The 1,355-nt window shown below is 67.4% G+C and carries 1 protein-coding gene and 1 pseudogene; both read right to left on the reverse strand.

Going from position 1 to position 1,355, the window contains the following annotated elements:
* A partial coding sequence (locus ACTJK8_RS32295; protein WP_440763207.1) for an Hpt domain-containing protein occupies window positions 1-203 on the reverse strand: 203 nt, incomplete at its 3' end.
* Between the two features lie 549 nt (window positions 204-752).
* A pseudogene (locus ACTJK8_RS32300) lies at window positions 753-1,355 on the reverse strand (methyl-accepting chemotaxis protein); the annotation flags it as partial.

A 1,355-nucleotide genomic window follows, 5' to 3' on the forward strand; every position in this document is an offset into this window, starting at 1 on the left:
TCGAAGTCGTGGGTGAAGGCGGCGACCTGCTCGAAGCCGAACATGGCGCCCGAGCCCTTGATCGTGTGCAGGGCGCGGAAGGCGGTGTCGACCAGGGCCCGGTCCTCGGGCCGGTCGCCCAGGTCGAGCAGCGTCGCCTCCAGGCAGGCGAGCAGTTCGGCGGCCTCGGCGCGGAAGATCTCCGCCGGATCCAGAGCAGTCATGGAACGATCGGACCCCCGAACACAGGACGCAGATATAGAACGGACCGCCCGGTCCTGAGCGATAATGGATGCTTCAGTACCGGGCGCGGGCAATATTCTTTGCGATCAGACAATCGACTGGACCATCATGGTCCGCGACGTCCGCGCGATGACAGAAAGTGATAAGCAGCGCACGCCTGACATCGTCGTTTATGTAAAATCCGAATAGAAATTTTTGATTAACAAGCGGGCTTAATCTCTTAACGAACAGTATAAATACCTAAGTATTGGATTATTAGATTGTTGGATACCTCGATCGTGTGAGCCGCGGATCACAGGATCTCGGGGGCGCTGTCCGGCGCGGCTCCGCACAGCACAGCGCATCGACCTGCATCGACGCACACCGCGCTCCGCAGCCGCACGGATGCAGCCCACTGCAGCCCTGCGCGGGAAGCGGCGAGTGGATCGGCTCGGGAGAGGAATTGAGACCGGGCCGTTCGCGGAAGGCCCAGCCACAGTGCGACTGCTGATCGGGCCCGAACGGGCTGCCCGTAGACCGCGCCCGCGCGCTCAGAACAGGTCGATGCCGTCCAGATCGTCGGCGGCCGCGGCGTCGCCGGCCAGTTTCTCCGTGGCCGGGGCACCGCCGAGCAGCCGCTCCGTCAGACGCGCCCGGACCTCACCCAGCGTGCAGCCGGCGATCGCCGCCGCGATCCAGGCCGGGTCGGCCGCATCGCCCTGCGCCGCGCCGCGTTCCGCGCTGTCGGCGGAGAGCCGGCCAAGTTCCGCGCCGGCCGAGCGCAGCAGGCCCTCGACGTTCTGGATGCGCTGCTTGGCCCGGTCCTGGAACTGCATCGCCACGATCGCCGCCGACACGTCCTGCGTGATGGCCTGCGTGGTCTCGGCGGTCTGCTGCAGGATGCCCGCGACCTGGGCGTTCTGCTCGACCAGCGCCCGCATCACCATGCGGACGCGCGTCTCGGCGGTGCGGCTCTCCTCGGACATGTCGATCGCCGCGATGTCGCCCAGCAGGGCATGGCTGCCGCGCAGGCCGGCCGCCATGGTGCCGATCTGCTGCTTGATCACGTCCGACAGCGCGTTGATGGTCGTGGCGAGGCCGCGCACCTCGTCGGCGACCACCGCGAAGGCCGCGCCGCTGGCGCCGGCCCGGGC

Origin of the sequence: Methylobacterium sp. 22177, assembly GCF_052045615.1 — a bacterium.
GTDB classification, from domain to species: domain Bacteria; phylum Pseudomonadota; class Alphaproteobacteria; order Rhizobiales; family Beijerinckiaceae; genus Methylobacterium; species Methylobacterium radiotolerans.